Origin of the sequence: Pseudomonas sp. NPDC090203, from assembly GCF_044746765.1 — a bacterium.
GTDB classification, from domain to species: domain Bacteria; phylum Pseudomonadota; class Gammaproteobacteria; order Pseudomonadales; family Pseudomonadaceae; genus Aquipseudomonas; species Aquipseudomonas putida_AD.
Genome location: NZ_JBIVCV010000001.1, coordinates 296340 through 313054 on the forward strand (window position 1 = coordinate 296340; position 16715 = coordinate 313054).

At 60.5% G+C, this 16715-nt stretch carries 16 protein-coding genes; 2 read left to right on the plus strand and 14 right to left on the minus strand.

Annotation, left to right across the window (positions count from 1 at the left end; all coding sequences use genetic code 11):
* Positions 1-78 precede the first annotated feature (78 nt).
* Positions 79-2220, minus strand: a complete 2142-nt coding sequence (locus tag ACIPO9_RS01305; protein ID WP_400778386.1) for a 3-hydroxyacyl-CoA dehydrogenase NAD-binding domain-containing protein — start codon at positions 2218-2220, stop codon at positions 79-81.
* 63 nt (positions 2221-2283) lie between these two features.
* Positions 2284-3489, minus strand: a complete 1206-nt coding sequence (locus ACIPO9_RS01310) for an acetyl-CoA C-acetyltransferase (protein ID WP_400778389.1) — start codon at positions 3487-3489, stop codon at positions 2284-2286.
* Between the two features lie 621 nt (positions 3490-4110).
* On the opposite strand from ACIPO9_RS01310, the gene ACIPO9_RS01315 reads away from it, so the two are divergent.
* On the plus strand, positions 4111-4878 hold the full coding sequence (locus ACIPO9_RS01315; protein WP_400778777.1) for a c-type cytochrome: 768 nt from the start codon (positions 4111-4113) through the stop codon (positions 4876-4878).
* A gap of 112 nt (positions 4879-4990) precedes the next feature.
* Here the strand turns inward: ACIPO9_RS01315 and ACIPO9_RS01320 are convergent, their stop codons facing one another.
* From ACIPO9_RS01320 to ACIPO9_RS01375, 12 genes are all read right to left on the minus strand, one after another.
* Positions 4991-5818, minus strand: a complete 828-nt coding sequence (locus tag ACIPO9_RS01320; protein WP_400778390.1) for a transglutaminase N-terminal domain-containing protein — start codon at positions 5816-5818, stop codon at positions 4991-4993.
* Positions 5815-6774, minus strand: coding sequence for an alpha-E domain-containing protein (locus tag ACIPO9_RS01325; RefSeq protein WP_400778393.1), 960 nt, complete (start codon positions 6772-6774; stop codon positions 5815-5817). Before ACIPO9_RS01325 ends, ACIPO9_RS01320 begins: the two co-directional genes overlap by 4 nt.
* 12 nt (positions 6775-6786) lie before the next feature.
* Positions 6787-8196, minus strand: coding sequence for a circularly permuted type 2 ATP-grasp protein (locus ACIPO9_RS01330; protein WP_274136851.1), 1410 nt, complete (start codon positions 8194-8196; stop codon positions 6787-6789).
* A gap of 140 nt (positions 8197-8336) precedes the next feature.
* Entirely contained in the window at positions 8337-8639 is a 303-nt protein-coding gene (locus ACIPO9_RS01335; RefSeq protein WP_274136849.1) for a hypothetical protein, read from the minus strand.
* 74 nt (positions 8640-8713) lie between these two features.
* Entirely contained in the window at positions 8714-9052 is a 339-nt protein-coding gene (locus ACIPO9_RS01340) for a ribonuclease E inhibitor RraB (protein WP_274136847.1), read from the minus strand.
* Between the two features lie 253 nt (positions 9053-9305).
* Positions 9306-9542 (minus strand): hypothetical protein, encoded by a 237-nt coding sequence (locus ACIPO9_RS01345; protein WP_274136845.1) that lies wholly within the window; start codon positions 9540-9542, stop codon positions 9306-9308.
* 996 nt (positions 9543-10538) lie between these two features.
* On the minus strand, positions 10539-12608 hold the full coding sequence (locus tag ACIPO9_RS01350; RefSeq protein WP_400603785.1) for an LTA synthase family protein: 2070 nt from the start codon (positions 12606-12608) through the stop codon (positions 10539-10541).
* A 258-nt stretch (positions 12609-12866) separates the two neighbouring features.
* Positions 12867-14075, minus strand: coding sequence for a type II toxin-antitoxin system HipA family toxin (locus ACIPO9_RS01355; protein WP_400778395.1), 1209 nt, complete (start codon positions 14073-14075; stop codon positions 12867-12869).
* A complete protein-coding gene (locus ACIPO9_RS01360; RefSeq protein ID WP_274132503.1) occupies positions 14072-14323 on the minus strand; it encodes a helix-turn-helix domain-containing protein in 252 nt (83 codons plus the stop codon). Before ACIPO9_RS01360 ends, ACIPO9_RS01355 begins: the two co-directional genes overlap by 4 nt.
* 199 nt (positions 14324-14522) lie before the next feature.
* A complete protein-coding gene (locus tag ACIPO9_RS01365; RefSeq protein ID WP_166594949.1) occupies positions 14523-14714 on the minus strand; it encodes a PLDc N-terminal domain-containing protein in 192 nt (63 codons plus the stop codon).
* Positions 14715-14812: 98 nt separating this feature from the next.
* The gene (locus tag ACIPO9_RS01370) at positions 14813-15337 is read right to left on the minus strand and encodes a hypothetical protein (protein ID WP_400778397.1); all 525 of its coding nucleotides are present in this window, start codon (positions 15335-15337) and stop codon (positions 14813-14815) included.
* 107 nt (positions 15338-15444) lie between these two features.
* Positions 15445-15981, minus strand: a complete 537-nt coding sequence (locus tag ACIPO9_RS01375) for an ankyrin repeat domain-containing protein (protein WP_400603792.1) — start codon at positions 15979-15981, stop codon at positions 15445-15447.
* Positions 15982-16426: 445 nt separating this feature from the next.
* Here ACIPO9_RS01375 and ACIPO9_RS01380 point away from each other — a divergent pair, with 445 nt between their 5' ends.
* A complete protein-coding gene (locus ACIPO9_RS01380; RefSeq protein ID WP_274132507.1) occupies positions 16427-16705 on the plus strand; it encodes a DUF3509 domain-containing protein in 279 nt (92 codons plus the stop codon).
* The last annotated feature ends 10 nt before the right edge of the window (positions 16706-16715 follow it).

A 16715-nucleotide genomic window follows, 5' to 3' on the forward strand; every position in this document is an offset into this window, starting at 1 on the left:
GCTCGCGATAGCGTTAGACAGATCAACATGATTCTGGCCGAAAGGACGCTATCGCGAGCAAGCTCACTCCTACAGGATTCAAAAAACCTTGCCGTTCAGCGCCTTGTCCAGCAGCAACGCTGGCGGCTCGAAGCGTTCGCCATAATGCTCGGCCAGGTACTGCGCGCGGGCGATGAAGTCCTTGAGCCCGTACTGGTTGATGAATTGCAGCGCCCCGCCCGTCCAGGCCGGAAAGCCGATCCCGAACATCGAGCCGATGTTGGCGTCGATGGTCGAACGCAGTACACCGTCCTCGATGCAGCGCACGGTCTCGATGGCCTGGATGAACAACAACCGGTCGCGGATATCCTGCCCGGCAATCTGCGCCCCAGGCTTCTCGAAGCGCGACTTGAGTTGCGGCCACAGGCGTTTCGGCTCGCCCTCGGGATAGTCATAGAACCCGCCGCCGGCCGCCTTGCCCGCGCGCTGGTACTCGTTGAGCAGCAGATCGATCATCGCGTTGGCCGGGTGCTCGACCATCGTCACGCCTTCAGCCGCCAGGTCCTTGCGCGCCTGTTGGCGAATGTGGCTCATCAGGCTCAGCGACACCTCGTCGGACACCGCCAGCGGCCCCACCGGCATCCCGGCCTTGCGCGCTTCTGTCTCGATCATCACCGCCGAAATGCCTTCGCCGAGCATGGCGATGCCTTCGTTGGTAAAGGTGGCGAACACCCTGGAGGTGAAAAAGCCGCGAGCGTCATTGACCACGATGGGCGTCTTGCCGATCTGCTGCACAAAGTCGAACGCCCGGGCCAGGGTCATGTCGTTGGTGCGCGGCCCCTTGATGATTTCCACCAGGCGCATCTTGTCCACGGGGCTGAAAAAGTGCAGGCCGATGAAGCGCTCCTGCCGGGTCACCGCGCTTGCCAGGCCGGCAATGGGCAGCGTCGAGGTATTGGAGGCAATCACCGCGTAAGGCACCACCACTTGCTCGGCGGCGGCGCTGACCTGGACCTTGAGTTCGCGGTCTTCGAACACCGCTTCGATGATCAGGTCGCAGCCTTCCAGGTCGCTGTCGCGGCCGGTGGTCTTGATCCGCGCCAGAATGGCATCGCGCTGTTCGACCGTCAGCCGCCCTTTTTCGATCTGTTTGTCCAGCACCTTGACGGTGTAGTCCTTGCCCTTCTGCGCAGTGGCCAGGTTGATGTCCTTGAGCACCACATCGACCCCGGCCCTTGCGGTCACGCAGGCGATCCCCGCGCCCATCATGCCGGCGCCGAGAATCCCGACCTTGCGCATGTGATACACCGGCGGCGCCTTGGGCCGCGACTCTCCGGCGTTCAGCTCGTTGAGGGCGAACCAGGTGCCAATCATGTTCTTGGAGATCTGGCCGGTGGTCAGCTCGGTGAAGTAGCGCGCCTCAATCTGCTCGGCGGTGTGAAAGTCCACCTGCGCGCCCTCGACGGCGGCGGCGAGAATCTTCTCCGGTGCCGGATAACAGCCTTGGGTCTTGCTGCGCAGAATCGACGGCGCAATCGCCAGCATCTGCGCGACCTTGGGGTGGGACGGCGTGCCGCCGGGAATCTGGAAGCCCGGCGCATCCCAAGGCTTGACCGGCGCCGGGTTGGCGAGGATCCAGGCGCGGGCCTTGCGCAGCAGGTCATCGCCATCGCTGGCCAGTTGATCGACCAGGCCGGCCTTGAGGGCCTGCTGCGCGCTCATCACCCGCCCTTCCATGAGCAAGGGCAGCGCCTTTTCCAGCCCCAGCATGCGAACCAGCCGCACCGTGCCGCCGCCACCGGGCAGCAAGCCCAGCGTGACTTCCGGCAAGCCCAGGCGAACCTGCCTGTCATCCAGCGCAATACGCCCGTGGCACGCCAGGCACAGCTCCCAGCCTCCGCCGAGCGCCGCGCCATTGATCGCGGCTACCACCGGTTTGCCCAGGGTTTCCAGAGCCCGAAGCTGCGCCTTGAGGTCCAGTGTCATCTGGTAAAACCATTGGGCACGGGCCTTGTCCACCTGAATCAATTCGTTGAGGTCGCCGCCGGCCATGAAGGTGGTTTTCGCCGAACGCAGGATCACGCCGAGGATGCTGCCGCGCTCGGCCTGCAACCGGGCGACGGTCTGCGCCATGGCCTGGCGCCAGGTCTGGTTCATGGTGTTGGCCTGCTGGCCAGGCATGTCCAGCGTCAGCGTGACGATCTGATCGGGCCCGATTTCGTACTGGATGGCATCAGTCATGCGGTCGTTCTTCCTGAAACTGTTGTTATATAGGCATCAATGATCACCCCGTGGACCGGGCAATCAAACTCGCTCGATAATGGTCGCAATCCCCATGCCGCCGCCGACGCACAAGGTCGCCAGGCCATAGCGCAACTGCCGCGCTTCGAGTTCATCGAGCAAGGTGCCCAGAATCATGCAGCCAGTGGCGCCCAGCGGATGGCCCAGGGCAATCGAGCCGCCGTTGACGTTGACCTTGTGCGGATCGACGCCCATGTCCTTGATGAACTTGAGCACCACCGAGGCGAAGGCCTCGTTGACTTCGAACAGGTCGATGTCGTCGATGCTCAGCCCCGACCGGGCCAGGGCCTTGCGCGTGGCAGGCGCGGGGCCGGTGAGCATGATGGTCGGATCGGTGCTGGTCACCGCCACCGAGACGATCCTGGCGCGGGGCTTGAGCCCCAGTTCCCGGCCCTTCTCCTCGGAGCCCAGCAGCATCAGCGCCGCGCCATCGACGATGCCCGAACTGTTGCCGGGTGTGTGCACATGCTCGATGCGCTCGACGTGGCTGTAGACCCGCAAGGCTGTGGCGTCGTAGCCCATCTGGCCGATGGCCTGGAAACTGGGCTTGAGTGCGCCCAGCCCTTCAAGGCTCGAATCGGCACGGATGAATTCGTCGTGGTCGAGCAGCAGCACGCCGTTCTGATCGCGAACCGGTACCAGCGAGCGTCTGAACGCGCCTGCCTGGCGGGCACGGGCCGCTTTTTGCTGGGATTGCAGGGCGAAGTTGTCGACGTCCTGGCGGCTGAAGCCTTCCAGCGTGGCGATCAGGTCCGCGCCGATGCCCTGCGGGGTGAAGTGGGTGTGCAGGTTGGTGTGCGGGTCGAGCACCCAGGCGCCGCCGTCGCTGCCCATCGGCACCCGCGACATGGACTCCACGCCGCCAACCACCACCATGTCCTCGAAGCCCGAGCGAATTTTCATCGCCCCCAGGTTCACCGCTTCAAGCCCCGAGGCGCAGAACCGGTTGACCTGCACTCCGGCCACGTCGATGGCCCAGTCGGCCACCAGTGCGGCAGTCTTGGCAATGTCAGCGCCCTGGTCGCCCACCGGCGTCACGCAGCCCAGTACGATGTCGTCAACCTGACGGGTGTCCAGACGATTGCGCGATTGCAACTCGGTCAGAAGCCCTGCCACCAGATCCACCGGCTTGACGCTGTACAGCGATCCGTCGGCCTTGCCCTTGCCTCGTGGCGTGCGCAACGCATCGTAAATAAACGCCTCAGTCATTGTGTCCCTCGCTGCCCTGCTGGATTTTTTATTCTGTCGACACGATAACCGTCACACAGATGTGTTCAATGATCGAAGTGCTCAGTTCACTTGACTGTGGTGAAGGTTAGCTCGTTGTAGGAAGTTTCGGACTCGGACGAACGGTAGTGAGCTATCGGACAACCCCTGATCTGGCCCAAGGCGTCTAGCAAGGGAGTGTCGGATACTGGCCAAAGGCTTTATCACCATTCTTCCTAACCAAATCGAATTATTCATATCAAACCGATCTAAGCCGCGTCGCACGCGGGCTCTAAGGTTAAGTCTGTAGCAGAGGCGCAATAACAAAGTTTCATTCCAGCGCCCCGTCACCGGCTACTTGTCGGGACACCTGCTCTTTGGATTTCACCTTTGCCAGCTGCCGCTTCTTCTTTATGAGGGCGGGAAGCTTTTGTCGCTCAGGAATAACAAAAAGAAGGCATACGCCATGTTCAAGCATTCGAAAGTACGTCAAGCGGGACTGATTGTTTTCGCCACCACACTCTTGTTGATCCTGCCAAACCTCACTAGATTATTCGGCTGAGATCTAACGGAGTAACTCACATCTTGCGCCCATTGCTGTCGCTGGCCGGCTTACTGCTGGCGATGCCGCTTCATGCTGCCCAACTGACTGTCGAGATGGCCGATGGCACGCACACCTGGGACACCGCCCAGTTGCTCAGCCATCCCCAGGCCCGGGATATCGACATACCCGGGGACGTCTCCTACAAACGTGACATGCATTACCGCGCAGTGCCGGTTTCCGTGCTACTGGAAGGCGTGTCCAGCGATGCCCATCTGCAGGCCGTGGCCACCGATGGCTTCGCCGCCGAGATGCCTGCCGCGCCACTGCTGCAAAAGACCGGCTCCCAGGCCTGGCTCGCCGTGGAGGATCCTGCGCATCCGTGGCCGGGCCTGAGCAAGGATAAACCCGGAGCCGGGCCTTTCTACCTGGTCTGGACCGACCCGGCTGCCAGCAGGATCAGCCCCGAACAATGGCCTTACGCCGTCGGCAGGATTCGCCTGCTGGCCTCCGTGGCCGAGCGTTTTCCGGCGCTGCTGCCCGACCCCAAGCTGTCGGCTGACGATCCGGTGAACAAAGGCTTTGCGCTGTTTCAGAAAAATTGCTTCGCCTGTCATCGCCTCAACGGTGCGGGGGATTCACAACTGGGGCCGGATCTGAATATCCCGCACAGCCCCACCGAATACTTTGCCGGCGACTATTTGAAGCTGTACATCCGCGACCCACAGAATCTGCGGCAGTGGCCACAGGCGAAGATGCCGGCGATTTCGAAGGATGTGCTGTCCGATGAAGAATTGGGGCAGGTGGTGAGTTATCTGAAGCATATGGCGGGAAGAAGAGCCGCGCCTTGATCCCTGTGGGAGCGCGCTTGCCCGCGATGGCGGTGTGTCAGACAACTGATCGTCACATGACACACCTCGGTCGCGGGCAAGCGCGCTCCTACGGGGAGATACTCACCCTACATCACGACTGGCGTTGCACCTGCATCTGCACCACGGGCATTGCCACAGGCGCCGAAGGCGACACCGCCACCTTCGCGTGCATCTGCTCGCAACCGCCACCGCGACGCATCCCACGTACCGGACAGGCATCCAGGTAATCCAGGCCCACCGCCAGCTTCAAATGACGCTCAGGGATAGCCAGCTGATTGGTCACATCGAAGCTGTACCAGGCGTCATCAATCCACGCCTCGGCCCATGCATGGCCGGACAGGTGCTCGCTGCCGTCGCTGTACAGATACCCCGACACATAACGCGCCGGCACGCCCAGGCTGCGGGCGCACGCCAGGAACGCATGGGTGTGGTCCTGGCAAACCCCTGCCCCGTTGGCAAAGGCCTGCGCTGCGCTGGTGTCCACGGCCGTGGCGCCGGGGGTATAGGCGATGTGCTGGTTCAGCGCCTGCATCAGATCGATCAGCGCAGTGCGATCGGTGCGCTTTTTGGTTTCTCTGACGGCGAACTGGCGAATCGCCTCGTCCGCTTCCGTCAGGCGGGTGAAACGCAGAAACGGCAGCGACGACTGGCTTTCATGTTCGGCCTCGCGCGTCTCGTCGATCTCCACCTGCCCTCGTGCGCCGATGACAATGGCCTCATGGGGCTCGTCCAGCGTCAGTACGTGCAGGATATTGCCGAACGGATCGACCTGCGCCCGCACCGGGCGCGGCAATGCCAACTGCCAGCTCAGCACCTGCTGGCGCTCGCTGTCGTGTGGGGTCAGACGCAAATACTGGATGCTGGCGCGGACCTGATCGTCGTAGTGATAGGTGGTCTCGTGACTAATGGACAGTCTCATGCTGCCTCCAGATAGGAAGTGTAAATAACGTCACCCAGTTGGGCCAAAAGCGGAATGAATTCGTTCAACCATTCGTGCAGGCCTTCGTCCAGAATCTCGTCGATCCCGGTGTAGCGCAGACGTGCATCCAGCTCGGCGGCCAGGCGCTGGGCCGGGCGGCCGTTGGCACCGGGCAGGCTGGCCAGGATCATGTCCAGTTCTTCAAGGCAGGCGCGCAACGAACGCGGAATGTCGGCACGCAACAGCAACAGTTCGGCGACCTGCCGCGCACCCGGCGCATCGCGGTAGACCTCGGTGTACGCCTCGAACGAGGACAGGGCGCGCAGCAAAGCGCTCCACTGGTAGTAGCCGGCGGCCGAACTGTCGGCGGCAGCATCGGCGGCCGGGCCGCGCAGTTCGAGCATTTCGTAACGGGCATCGAGCATGCGCAGGGTGTTATCGGCGCGCTCGATGAAGGTCCCCAGGCGAATGAACCGAAACGCATCGTTACGCATGATCGTGCCGTAGGTCGCACCGCGAAACAGATGCGAGCGCTCCTTGACCCACTCGCAGAACCGGCTCATGCCATAGCGACTCAACCCCTGCTCGGCGATGCCGCGAATTTCCAGGTAGGTCGAGTTGATGTTTTCCCACATGTCCGCCGTAATGCGCCCACGCACGGCATGGGCACTGGCTCGCGCCGCCGCCAGGCAACTGAAAATGCTTGCCGGGTTGGTCGAATCCAGGGCGAAGAAATGCAGCATGTGCTCGGCGTGCAATTCGCCGTGGCGTTCCAGATAGGCGTCCAGCGTGCCGGTGATCAGCAGCGGCATGGCGATTTCGTTGAGGCCGTCGCCGCGTCCATCCTGGGGCATCAACGACAGCGAATAGCTGACATCGAGCATGCGCGCCAGGTTTTCCGCGCGCTCCAGGTAACGCGACATCCAATATAAATCCGAGGCAGTTCTACTTAGCATTGGCAGATTTCCTTAATCCTCGACCACCCAGGTGTCCTTGGTGCCGCCACCCTGGGACGAGTTGACCACCAGCGAACCTTCACGCAGCGCCACGCGCGTCAGCCCGCCAGGAACGACGCGGGTTTCGCGGCCAGACAGCACGAACGGGCGCAAATCGATGTGACGCGGGGCGATGCCGTTTTCGACAAAGGTCGGGCAGGTCGACAACGACAGGGTCGGCTGGGCGATGTATGCGTGGGGCTTGGCCTTGAGCCGTGCGCGGAAAGCCTCGATCTCGGCCGCCGTGGCAGCCGGCCCCACTAACATGCCATAACCGCCAGAGCCTTGAGTTTCCTTGACCACCAGATCGCCCAGGTTGGCCAGCACGTGGGACAGTTCCTCAGGCTTGCGGCATTGCCAGGTCGGCACGTTCTTCAGGATCGGCTCTTCGTCGAGGTAGAAGCGGATCATGTCGGTCACGAACGGATACACCGATTTGTCGTCGGCCACGCCCGTGCCGATGGCATTGGCCAGCACCACGTTGCCGGAACGGTAGGCCGACAACAGGCCCGGCACGCCGAGCATCGATTCTGGGTTGAAGGCCAGCGGATCGAGAAACGCGTCGTCCAGCCGGCGGTAGATCACGTCCACCGGCTTGTGGCCGTCGGTGGTGCGCATGAACACCCGGTCGTCGCGCACGAACAGGTCCGCGCCCTCCACCAGTTCGACACCCATTTCCCGCGCCAGGAAAGCATGCTCGAAGAACGCACTGTTAAAGCGCCCAGGCGTCAGCACCACCACACTGGGATTGTCCAGCGGGCTTGAGCTTTTCAGGGTGTCGAGCAACAGGTTGGGGTAGTGGTCGATGGGCGCAATCCGTTGCGCGGCGAACAGTTCGGGGAACAGACGCATCATCATCTTGCGGTCTTCGAGCATGTAGCTCACGCCGCTTGGGGTGCGCAGGTTGTCTTCCAGCACGTAATAGGTGCCGTCGCCATCGCGAACCAGATCGACCCCGGAAATATGCGAATACAGGTCGCGATGCAGATTCAGCCCCTGCATCGCCAGCTGGTATTGCTCGTTGGCCAGCACCTGTTCGGCCGGGATGATCCCTGCCTTGATGATGCGCTGGTCGTGGTAGAGGTCAGCGAGGAACATGTTCAGCGCCTTGACGCGCTGGATGCAGCCCTTCTCGACCACGCGCCATTCGCTGGCCGGAATGCTGCGCGGAATCGTGTCGAACGGAATCAGGCGCTCGGTGCCCTGCTCGTCTCCGTACAGCGTGAACGTGATCCCGGCGCGATGAAACAAAAGATCGGCCTCACGCCGACGCTGAGCCAGTAGCTCAGGTGGCGCTTCGCCCAGCCAGCGGGCGAATTCCCGATAATGCGCACGGACAGCGCCGTTCGCATCGTACATCTCGTCATAAAAGGTGCGGATCATGCCGTACTCCTTGTCACCATGGACCCATGGGCCTTCGCAAGGCCCGTGCCAGCGGCATAAACGCTTAATTTTCAACAGGTTGAATAAAACTGCGGAAAGCCCTGCACCATTCCTGTGCAACAAGCGGGCTACCCATTTCTTCAACGCTTCATGGCGAAGCGTTCTGTCACTGGAAAATCTATTACCAGCATAGCCAGAGATGATTTCCCGGCCGGTGTTTGTTTGCTGATAATTGCCCCATCAACGCAGAAAAACGTCACTTCGGACTGCAAGAGCGACGTTTTCGTGTTACCGGATTTTTCAACGTAATTCCCTTTATGCCGCTCCCATTCGAGCGGCTTTTTTTTGCCCTGTTTTTGGCTGATGGCGTCTCGGCGAGTTCCGTGATTTTTGCGTGGGTTGTCATCAAGTAGCAGCACGGCTGCTGGCGGGCGGTATGTCATTCATGGCTGGGTTGCCAGAGACAACGCCCCCGCCGGCAAGCCGTGCCGCTACAGGGGCGTGTGCCATGTCAGAGTCAATGAAGCCGCTTGATCTCCTGCTTCACGCCCCAGCCTTCGACCTCGCCATCGAGGCCCATGATCGCGCTTTGAAAGTCCTGTTCGAAGTCTCCTATGGCGTCGTAGGTGGCGTACATCAATTTACTCAGTTGCAGGTGCCACGCACCGTCCTCACGGGCGTTGATTTGAGTATTGAGGGACTCGCCGCGGAATTTTCTCGCAGCCTGACGCGCGCGTTTCTCATCCGGAAACACGGCGTAGAACTCGATGGGGTGGATGCGGGCGAAGTCGAAACCGCCTTCTTTCATGCGGCGCAGCACGTGGGTGCTGATGTCTTCCTGGTAGGTCGTGCTCATGAAACGTCCTCCTATGCAACGATAGATAGAGTTTCAACGATCCCTGAACGCCCCCTGCAACAGAGGCGTTGAGCGGCGGGTCATCCACCGCCCGGGATTCAAGCATGTCGCTGCAAGGCCGGTGTTGCTGTTACAAATCTGGCACCCATGCGCGATGTGACTCGGGTAGATGCCTCACCGGCCTCGTTTGCAGATTACGCCCATTGTCCGGGCGTTGCCAATTGGCAGTTTGCGGTATGTCGCTCAGTAAGTTTCAAGACGCCTCGATGATGGAGATGATCTGTACGGCGTTCTGTTCCTTGAGTGTCTTGACGGTGGGCTCCTGTGTTCGCCCCTCCAGGTCATTGAGGTCCAGGTCATTGGTGACCGGGAACAGGCGTGGGCGCAGTCGCCTTGCGGCCTCTTCCTCACTGGGACGCAGCTCGGATTCAAGATCGAGGGTCTGCTGCACACCTTCTTTATCCAGAAACGAAACAGTCCAGACTTTCATCAATGTCTCCTCAGTCAGGCCACACGTTGGCCTACCGAAATCGGACTGTGATTTTTTGGGATTTGTTCAAGGTATTTTGCCGTGAGGCGTTAGATCATTTGCACCCCCAAGATCGCCGACGCCGGCAAGCCGGACTGCTACGGGATGGAGTAAACCGAGGCTTCTGCTTTTGCTTTTGCTTTTGCTTCTGCTCTTGATCCTCATGCGCGGTGGTACAGGCGACACAGGGCGCGACGTCAAGGCGCCAGGCCGAGCGCAGGCGTTGTGGAGGGGGATGAGCGGCAGGAAGCCGCGAAAGCCGTGCGGGCCAGGGACGGCCCATCATGGCGTGCCCCCGGAACGGCGCCGGAGGGAGGGAAGTCCGACGAAGGAGGACCCTAGCCTGTCGCAAATGGTTTGCCTACTTTCCCGGAAGAAAGTAGGTCGCCCGTAAGGGGCGAAACCCTAGAGTCCAGCCAACACGACAACGGATATGTCCCGAATTCGAGCGTCACGGTGGTTTATGATTTGGTGAGCATATCCGTTGACGAGGGTGACGCTGATTCGGCCTTCCGCCCTTACGGCGGGTCACTTTCCTTTCGGGGAAAGTAACCAAAGCCATTTGCGACAGGCTGGGCCGCGACTTCGTCCCGGTTCCCTCACTCCGGCGCCGTTCCGGGGGCACGCCGTGATGGGCCGTCCCTGGCCCGCACGGCTTTCGCGGCTTCCCTGCCGCTCATCCCCCTCCACGACACCTCCGTTCGGCCTGGCGCCTTAACGTCGCGTTCGGCGGCGCCTGTGCCATCGCGCATGCAGATCAAAAGCAAAGGCAAAGGCAAAGGCAAAATCTTTGGGTCAATCCGGTCCTGTAGCAGCACGGCTTGCCGGCGGGGGCGGCCTCAAGATCGCTCCCGCCGGCAAGCCGTGCTGCTACGGGGTGTCGGGTCGATTGGAATGCTGACGAGCGCCCAATAAAAAAGAGGCCCGAAGGCCCCTTTTCTAATCAACGACTCGCCATCACGGCTTGGCGTCTTTCACGCCAGCGGTGTTGTCCAACAGGCTCTTGGTCGCGGTTTGCAGGAAGCTGTCGAGCTTCTTGCGCAGCTCGGCGACGTCAGGTGCGTCCGGCACCAGTTCAGCATGAGGCTTGGTGCCCAGCTCGTAGCTGTAGACCTTCGGCTCCATTTCCTTGGGCTCGATCAGGATGCGGTTGCCAGTGACGATCGCCACCGTCTGCTCGCTACCCGACGGCTTGATCACGCCAAAGCCCAGGTCGCCCGCCGGCAGGTTCAGCAGATCGCGGCCCCAGCACTGGTGCACGGTGTCGCCACCCAGACGGCCCATGATGGTCGGCACGATGTCGATCTGCGTGCCGACGATGCTGCTGCGCTTGCCGAACTTGTCCTGCAGGCCCGGCGCGATCATCAGCATCGGCACGTTGAAACGGCCCAGGTCCATTTCAGTGATCTGCTCGTTGTTCCCGAAACCATGGTCACCGACTACAACGAACAAGGTGTCTTTGTAGTAAGGCTCTTTCTTGGCTTTCTCGAAGAACTGCCCAAGGGCCCAGTCGGAATAACGCATGGCCGTCAGGTGCTCATCCAGCGTGCCGTGGCCGGTGACGCGTTCCACCGGCAGGTTCGCTGGCAGGGCGTACGGGGTGTGGTTCGACAGGGTTTGCAGCAAGGCGTAGAACGGCTTGCCCTTGGCCTCGCGGGCTTTCAGCTCTTCGGCGCCACGGTCGAACATGTCCTGGTCGGACACGCCCCAGGTCGGGTCGGAGAACACCGGATTGACGAAGTCGTTGCGGCCGATGAAGTTGGTCATGCCCTGGTTGCTGAAGAACCCGGACTGGTTGTCCCAGGCGAAGTCGCCGTTGTAGACGTACACGTCGTCGTATTTGCGCGCGCTCAGCAGTTGCGGCAGGCCGGACAACTTGTGGCTGCCTTCAGGCGTCTGCATGAGGTATTCGAAGCCCGGCAGGTTCGGGAAGCACGCCATGGTGGCGAACATGCCCTGGTGGGTGTGGGTGCCGTTGGAGAAGAAGTGGTCGAACAGCAGGCCTTCCTCGGACAGCTTGTCGAAGTACGGGGTGATATTCGATTCGTCGCCCAGCGCGCCCACCGAGTGCCCGGCGAAGCTTTCCATCAGGATCACCACGACGTTCTTGATCGGCAGCGTGTTGCTGGCAGGCGGTGTGAACTCGCGGCGCACGGCGGCGGTGCCTGGATCGACCAGTTTCTCGTTGGCGGTCAGCAGCATGTCGCGCACGGTTTGCTGCGCCTCAGCGACTGGCAGGGTGGCTTTCCAGATGTTGTCGCGGTCTTCGGACATCCGGCTCTTGGCGGCGGCGATCAGTGTCAGCGTACCGTTCAGGCCCAGGGTGTTGGCGAAGTTCGATTCGGTGGTGTACGCATCGCCCCAACGCAGCGGCGGGCCTTGACGCAAGGTGCCGCGCGCAGCGATCACCGCCACCACCAGGCACAGCACGAACACGCCGACGCGGGTGTACCATGGCGCAACGATGCGGTTGCTGGAACTGCCGATGTTGAAGCCGCCACGCGGCCGGGTCAGGCGGTCGATGCCCTTGAACACCAGGCTCAGCAGCCAGGTCAGCAGCGCCCACGCCAACAGGTAGCGCACCACCGGGTAGCCGTACCAGATCATGCTCAGAACGGTTTTCGGATCTTCCTTGACGTACTGGAACACCAGGCCGTTCAGGCGCTGGTGGAACTCACGGTAGAAGTCCATCTCCATGAGGCCGAAGAACGTGGTGAGGCTCGCCACCAGCGTCAGCCAGAATCGGAAGAAACCTCGTGCAGCCATCAACCGTGCGCTGAACAGCGCCAGCAGCAGCGGGATGAGGATGTAGACCACCAGGCGCAGGTCGAAACGCAGCCCGTTGCCGAAAGCCTCGATGAACGTCGAGGCCGGCGTGGCGCCGATCCCTTCACGGTTGTAGACCAGCAGCGCCACGCGCAGCAGGGTGTACAGGACCATCAGCGCCAGGCCACTCAACAGCGTGTAAGCCAGGTGCGATTTGACGGTAGGTTGCGGCGCGCGCGCCGGGGCGTCCGTTTTGGCCATGTGTCTTGGGATCCGTTGGATTCAGGTTTAGGTTCAGAAAGCCTACGCGTCCGCAGCTGCAATGCAGGTCCGGTCGCGGGGGGCAAATACTACGTGAACGCCTGCGCTTTATCACCGATGCGCTGCATTCTTCATCAACGCTCCGCCGATTTGTCCCGCCGGTGGGACTGGGCACAGACAAGGCGCTGCGGATTTTCACGAAGATGCAGTGAAAATTCCGTTGTTTGGACAGTGTTCTAATATTTTCTTACAAACAACTCATTCGAAAGAGTCATCGAAAAGTTTCAACGCATATCCGATTGCCGCAAAGACCTTGGGGGCATGCTCAGCCAGTGCAGCATTGTGTTCCAGTGACTCCTCCACTGCCGTAATCAGCCGTCTGATGCGTGGCCGGGGTTTGGAGATATTGCACGTGGATGCCAGGTCAAGGATCCCCAACCGCGAGGCATAGAGACTCTTCGATCCCGCCAGACGCAACGCCAGGCTGTCTTCTTCGATATAGGCCGTCGTGTTGACGATATCGTACGCGGGCGCCAGATGGGCATCTGCGCCCAAGGGGTCGCGATACAGCAGTCCGAAGTTCTTGAGATGGGCGTCGCCATTGCCGACCATGCAGCTCAAGGCGACGATGTCGAAGAGCTGCTCCCGGGATGACGCCACATGTTCCGGGGCACAGAACAGGCCAATCGCCCGGGATATGTTTTCGTAGCTCGAATCGTACTTCTGCTCTGTTCCCAGCCCCATCAATACCGCCATGTCCTCGAATCCGATGGGGCGCTGGTCGTGTTCGCGGTCAAAACGGCGCATGACAAACAGTTGGCGGTTGTCCGAAAGGTAGAACTCCGGCACCGGCATGCCCGCTCTGCGTGCAGCGTCCATGCAGACAAATTCGTTGATGGCCAATCCCGGAAAATCCGCCCTGCCCGACTTCACTATCAGTTCCGGCATCAGCAAGGTCGCTTTCGGATCCGGCCCCTCATCCTGCTCTGGCACCAGGACCTTCGGCTGGACGCCGGAAATCCCGGTGCGCAGGATGTAGCTGTCCACCAACTCGGCAAAAAGATCGTGAGCGCCATCCCAACTGAGGATCTGCCCCAGGCTTCGGCCCTTGGCCTGACGGCCCTCGCCCAGGAGTTGATCTATCGCTGGCGACTGAACGGCTAGCCGCCCCACCGGCGAGCCACTGCCCGTCAATGCCATGAGCAACATGGGGTTGATCGGCGTGGTCTTGGCCAGTCGGTTGCGCAGTTGCTCGAGGACATAGCCTTCGGGCAGGTTCATCTGGAAGACCGGATGCAGCGTTCGCGACGTGAAAGCAGCATCACGCACAGCCATCGTCAGGCTGATCTGCGAGCCGGGCCTGGCGTCCAGTCCATACCGGAACAGGTAGTCGCCGGAGTCGGCCAGAGACAGTTCGCCGCTCTCCCCCTCCGGCGTATGGATGCGCACGCGATCCAGTGGCTTCATCGAAACACCTCACGCAGTTCCTCGAACGACGGGCGCCGGGCGGGCACTGTCTTGATTTCCGCATCCAGAGCGGCGAGCGCCTTGGCGTAGGCACTCATGGATACGGTGGGACTGCCCTTCTCGATCTCTGCCAGTTTCTGGCGAGTCAGCCCCGACTGTGCGGCCAACTGAACCAGGGTGAGGCCTCGAGCTCTGCGCATATCCGCGATCTGACGTCCCAGACGCTCAACGATGAGCAAGGCATCCATTTGTTATGCCTGTATAACAATTAAAGGTCAATGGAATGTATACGTAACAGGAACCCATCACAAGTCCATGTTATGCGGATATGACATTTTTACATTTAAGTTACGTAAACGTAACATTACGTGTAGGGAAACCCCATGAAAACGCCCGATTGCTGGCAAGCCAATCGGGCGTCGGTGTTCCAGGGAAATTGGCAGCAGGCTAGATCCGCACGTTGCCGCGAGGACCGGCGATGGCCCAGATGATGAGGCCCAGTACCGGCAGGAGCGCGATGAGCAGCACCCAGAGGATTTTCATGCCGGTTTCGGCGCCGCTCTTCAATACGTTGATGATGGCCCAGATGTCGAGAGCCAGAATGATCAGGCCAATCAGACCATTAAAGGTGGAACCCATGGTGTCGCTCCTTATTGAGGGCTTGCCCCTATTAGGAGTAGTGGCACTTGGCGACGGTTCCGTTCGTCGGCAGATATTTCAAAACGCCCTCGAAGCCTTCACTCCTGCGCCTTGAGCGCCTCAAGGGTCGGCTCGATCAGAATGCCCAGTTCGACGCCCAGTTCCATGACCCGCGCCTGGTCATTGCCGTAGACCAGTACGGTCTGCAGTTCGTCGTCCAGAGGCTCGCTGATGTTCATCACCACATAGCCGCCCATTTCCTTGTTCATGCTGCCCATCTGGATCTGGATGCGGTTCATGGCGGTCAGCGGTTCGGTTTTCGCCAGCTGCTTTGGCTTTATATTGAACGCGACGCCGGGGCCGAACGAGGCCGTGATTTCGCTGAACAGGTCCATGAAGGTGTCAGCCTGGAACATCACGGTTTCCGGCAGGCTGCCGATCACGATCCATTCACCCAGCGGGATGGGGAAGGTATCGTCGTAGTTGATGTCGGGGTTGGCGGCCAGAAAGGCGTCGGGATCGGCGTAGGCCTGGGCGGCTTCGTCGGCAATCTTTTCGATTTCCTCGTCGCTCATGCAGCCGGAGCTGATCTTGCTGATGAATTCGATGAGTGAGGCTTTCATGGCGGGGCAATTCCGAGCTGAAAAAACAGGCGCGAAGGATAGCCGCAAATCCCCCGCACCTCTATCAAATTGACCCGCGCATCTGTTGCAAATTGAACCGCTGCGGATCAGCGCCCCAGGCGAGTCAGTTGCTCGGCAGTCTCGGTGGCGCCCATGGTCTGGGCAGCCATCAGTGGCGTGACGCCCTTGGCGTCGGTGATGTGGGGGTTGGCGCCTTTGGAAATGAGGTAGTCGACAATCGCCGTGCGGTTGAACATGGCTGCCATCATCAGCGCCGTGCGCCCGTCGGCGGATGCACCTTCTACATCCGCACCGCCCTCCACCAGGAGCTGCACCACCGCAAGATCGCCCTTGAAAGCCGCACCGGCAATGGGGCTTTGGCCGTTGTCATTGCGGATTTCCGGGTCGGCGTGGTGTTTGAGCAACACTTTCACGGCATCCTGATGGCCGTGATAGCTGGCGAGCATCAACAACGTATCGCCCTTGTGGTTGCGCAGATTGGGGGTCAATCCGTTCTCCAGAAGGCGGTCGAGCATCACAGCGTCGCCTGCCCGGGCGCGGTCAAATACCTGCTCGGCAAATTCCAGCGCCTCGTCATCGGTCATGCGGGTGGCGGAACCTGGGGCATTGGGGGTATCGGACATTGCTCTACTCCTGTAGCGCTGCTTGTATGCGCGTCTGTTCGGTCGATTCGTCTCGCAGGTTCAGAAATGCACTGCCTGCGCTGATGTCGACAACGATGACAGCTCAAGAGTTGTCTCGCCATGAACCTTTCGCATAGTGCCCATAGAAAATGCCGTTTATCGACCCGGTTGAAAAATTGCTGAAACCACACGAAATATTTCCGGGACGTCGCGGTCATAATTCTCAACAGCGCTCCATCTCCCCTCCTCGCCCACGTATACAGTCAGCCTTTTGCGGCAAAATGCAGGATGCGCAGATGGCCATTCATGCAAAATGCACGAAACCCGGTCCTGATCAAAATTTTAACTCATTGATTTATAAAGGTTTTTTTATTTATCAATAATGGCACAGTCACTGCACTAGTACTCCCAAGCTTGTTATCACTGAGCAATGGAGCCGCTAGACATGACTTTCATCCAAGAGAAATTCGCTTCTGTCTTTTCCGATTTTGAAGTCACCACCCAACCGCGTCCGGATGGTGGCGTGCTGCTTTCACTTCGTAACGGTGAGGGCAAACAGATTCGCCGTTCAGTGTCTTACGCCCAACTGCACACACCGGTTCAGCTGGAATGGGTCATCAGCGCGATTCGTCGCGACCTGGCCGCTCAGGCGAGTGAACTGCCGGCCATCTCGATGCTGCAAAGCCAGCACCGTTTCGACCTGCCGACCTATCACACTCGCTGAGTCGGGCCTG